Below are 2,956 nucleotides of genomic sequence, written 5' to 3' on the forward strand. Positions count from 1 at the left end.
AAGCGAGGGGCGACGGAGAACCGAGCGCGAGCGACCCGGGGGAGCGAGACGCGAGTAGCGTCGCGCCGAACGCCGCGCACGACGCGCTCGCCGAACTGGAGTCGGCGGGCGTCCTCGACGCCGTGATCACGCAGAACGTCGACGGACTCCACGCCGCCGCCGGGTCGGGGGCGGACTCGCTCCTCGAGATCCACGGGAACGCCCGGCGGAGCGTCTGCGTGGATTGCGGGGCGACGACGCCGACGGCCGACGTCCGCGAGCGGGTGCGCGACGGCGAGACCCCGCCGCGCTGCGACTGCGGCGGCCTCCTCAAACCCGACGTCGTGCTGTTCGGCGAGCGCCTCCCCGATGCCTTCCGCGAGGCGCGACGGCTCGCGCGCGATGCCGACGCCTTTCTCGTCGCGGGCTCGTCGCTCACGGTCGAACCCGCGGCGTCGCTCCCGGCGACGGCCGCGCGGCACGGCGACCTCTGCATCGTGAACTATGACGCGACGCCGCACGACGACGTCGCGACGGCGGTGTGCCGAGACGACGTCACGGACGTCCTCCCGGCGCTCGCCGCGCGACTCGTCTAGAACTCGTACTCGTCGCCGAGCGAGCGCTCGCTCGTCTCGCGCATCTCCGCCTCGAACTCCTCCATCTCGGCCTCCTCCTCGCTCCCCGAGGTGACGTCGTAGACGTTCAGCCCCGTCGAGAGCAGTTCCTCGACCGCCTCCTTGCGGTTGAGGAACTCCCCCTCGTCGACGAGGCGGTCGATCTCGACTTCGAGGTCGCTCGGAAGGTCGACTTCGGCGGTTGGCACAGTATCGAGCTTTTCCGCGCGGGACGTTTCAACCCTACGGCCCGGCGGCCGCCCCCGACGCGGGATCGTAGACCGAGAGGGGGAGGACGGCGACGACGGCCGCGAGCGCGTGCCGCGGCCGTTCGATCGCACTCGCGCTCGCCACCGTCGTCGCTTCCGTCGATCGCACTCGCGCTCGCCGCGTCGGAGACGCTCATCGAATCACATCGCCGTCGGCATCGTCTAGACAGCGTCCGGTGAGCATCGCCGACAAGACGATTGCGACCGCGGCGGCGAACCGGTCGGTATCTAAGGCCGGGGCGCGTACCCATCACAACGACCCGCACAGGGACAGTATGAGTGCACCCGACGACGACACCGACCTCCCCCGCGTCTTGGAGGCGCTCAACGACGCGGACTGTCGGGCGTTCCTGCGTGCGCTCGAAGAACCAATGACGGCGAACGAACTCTCGGAGGCGTGCGACGTGCCACTCTCGACTACGTACAGGAAACTCGAACTGCTCACCGACGCGACGCTCGTCGACGAGGAGACCGAGGTCCGTTCGGACGGCCGACACCGCTCGCGCTACCGGGCGGCGTTCGACTCCCTCGAACTCGCGTTCGACGACGATCACGACCTCGTCGTCGACGTCGAGCGCCCGCCGCGCGGTCCGTCCGAGCGGCTCGCCGACATCTGGGCGGAGGTGCAAAAGGAAACGTGACCCCGATGGGACTCGGACTCACGACGCTCGTCACGCTCCTCAAGACGGTGACGCTCCTCCTCGGAGGCGCTATCACCTACTTCGCCTACGAGGCGTCGCTCCGCACGCGCTCGCACTCCATTCGGATGCTCGCCGCCGGCTTCGGTATCGTCACCGTCGGTGCGCTCCTCGCCGGCATCGTCGACACCCTCCTCCACGTCGATCCGCTGCTCGCGCTCGTCGTCGAGAGCGCGTTCACCGTCATCGGCTTCGCCGTCATCCTCTACTCGCTCTACGCGGAGGACTGAGGACGGCGCGCTCGTTGGAATCGACGGGTTCTCACCGTCCGAGAGTCGAACACGATCCAACGCGGACGCACGCGATCCATGACCGACGGCACGCACACCCACGACGAGAGAGATGAAACGGACGATGACAGTGACGGCCCAGTCGATCGCGAGCAGGTCGCGCACGCGACCCGGCTCCTCCTCGACGCCATCGGCGAGGATCCCGAGCGCGAGGGTCTCGTCGAGACGTGGGAGCGCCGCGTTCCCGCCGCCTACGAGGAACTCACGCAGGGCTACCGCGAGGACGAGCGGCCGACGATGCGGACCTTCGACGCCGAGAGCGACGACCTCGTCGTGAAGACCGGGATCCCCGTCTACTCGCTCTGCGAGCACCACCTCCTGCCCTTCCACGGCGTCGCACACGTCGCCTATCGCCCGGCCGGCGCGGTCGTCGGTCTCTCGAAGCTCGCGCGCTACGTCCGCTGGGCCTCCCGGAAGCTCACCGTTCAAGAGCGCCTGACGCGCGACATCGCCGAGGGTCTCGACGACGCCATCGGGGCCGACGCCGTCGCCGTCGAACTCTCGGCGACGCATCTCTGCGAGGCGATGCGCGGCGTCGAAGCCCACACGACCACCACGTCGCGCGCCACCGTCGGCGAACTCACGACTCCCGAGCGCGAGCGCTTCCGCGACGCGATCGCCGCCGAGCGCTGATGCCGGTGGAGCGCACGATCGGCGGGACGGACGTCCGCGGCGTCGCCATCGACGCCGACACGCGCTGTGCGCACTACGATACCGCGCGCGACGTCGTCGCCATCCGCGCGGCGTGCTGCGACACCTATTTCGCCTGCCACGCCTGTCACGCCGCCGTCGCGGACCACGAGTGGCGCGTGCTCCCGCGCGACGCCTTCGACGACCCCGCCGTCCTCTGCGGGGCCTGCGGCGCGACGCTCACCGTCCGCGAGTACGCCGACTGCGACGACGCCTGTCCCGACTGCGGGCACGCGTTCAACCCCGGCTGTAAACGCCACTGGGAGCGGTACTTCGGGGCGCGATAGGCCGCGCCTAAAGGCCGTTCCTGAAAAGGATCGTCCTCGCGAACGCGGGGCGTTCGTGAGATCGCGTGAGACGCGTCAGCGTCTCACGAATGCTCGCGTCGCGTACGCTTCCGCGAGAACTACGCAGGA

At 69.7% G+C, this 2,956-nt stretch carries 7 protein-coding genes; 5 read left to right on the forward strand and 2 right to left on the reverse strand.

From position 1 onward, the window contains the following. Positions 1 to 575: SIR2 family NAD-dependent protein deacylase (locus AOZ13_RS13320; protein WP_049934134.1), on the forward strand; the 575-nt coding region annotated here is incomplete at its 5' end. Here the strand turns inward: AOZ13_RS13320 and AOZ13_RS13325 are convergent. Continuing rightward, positions 572 to 802 (reverse strand): ribbon-helix-helix domain-containing protein, encoded by a 231-nt coding sequence (locus AOZ13_RS13325; protein ID WP_020678479.1) that lies wholly within the window; start codon positions 800 to 802, stop codon positions 572 to 574. The genes AOZ13_RS13320 and AOZ13_RS13325 overlap by 4 nt on opposite strands. A gap of 34 nt (positions 803 to 836) precedes the next feature. Beyond that, positions 837 to 971 (reverse strand): hypothetical protein, encoded by a 135-nt coding sequence (locus tag AOZ13_RS15340; RefSeq protein ID WP_020222616.1) that lies wholly within the window; start codon positions 969 to 971, stop codon positions 837 to 839. A 166-nt stretch (positions 972 to 1,137) separates the two neighbouring features. On the opposite strand from AOZ13_RS15340, the gene AOZ13_RS13330 reads away from it, so the two are divergent. The 4 genes from AOZ13_RS13330 to AOZ13_RS13345 all read left to right on the forward strand — a co-directional run bounded on the left by AOZ13_RS13330 (position 1,138) and on the right by AOZ13_RS13345 (position 2,827). Continuing rightward, positions 1,138 to 1,503: a winged helix-turn-helix domain-containing protein gene (locus AOZ13_RS13330; protein WP_020222617.1), complete on the forward strand. Its 366-nt coding sequence runs from the start codon at positions 1,138 to 1,140 to the stop codon at positions 1,501 to 1,503. 5 nt (positions 1,504 to 1,508) lie between these two features. Then, positions 1,509 to 1,790 carry a DUF7521 family protein gene (locus AOZ13_RS13335; protein ID WP_020222618.1) on the forward strand — a complete coding sequence of 94 codons (282 nt, stop codon included), beginning with the start codon at positions 1,509 to 1,511 and terminating at the stop codon, positions 1,788 to 1,790. Positions 1,791 to 1,868: 78 nt separating this feature from the next. Next, the gene (gene folE, locus AOZ13_RS13340) at positions 1,869 to 2,483 is read left to right on the forward strand and encodes a GTP cyclohydrolase I (RefSeq protein WP_020222619.1); all 615 of its coding nucleotides are present in this window, start codon (positions 1,869 to 1,871) and stop codon (positions 2,481 to 2,483) included. Then, the gene (locus AOZ13_RS13345) at positions 2,483 to 2,827 is read left to right on the forward strand and encodes a CHY zinc finger protein (protein WP_020222620.1); all 345 of its coding nucleotides are present in this window, start codon (positions 2,483 to 2,485) and stop codon (positions 2,825 to 2,827) included. The genes folE and AOZ13_RS13345 overlap by 1 nt, the downstream gene beginning before the upstream one ends. Positions 2,828 to 2,956: the final 129 nt, after the last annotated feature.

It is taken from the genome of Halarchaeum acidiphilum MH1-52-1 (assembly GCF_000474235.1).
Taxonomy (GTDB): domain Archaea; phylum Halobacteriota; class Halobacteria; order Halobacteriales; family Halobacteriaceae; genus Halarchaeum; species Halarchaeum acidiphilum.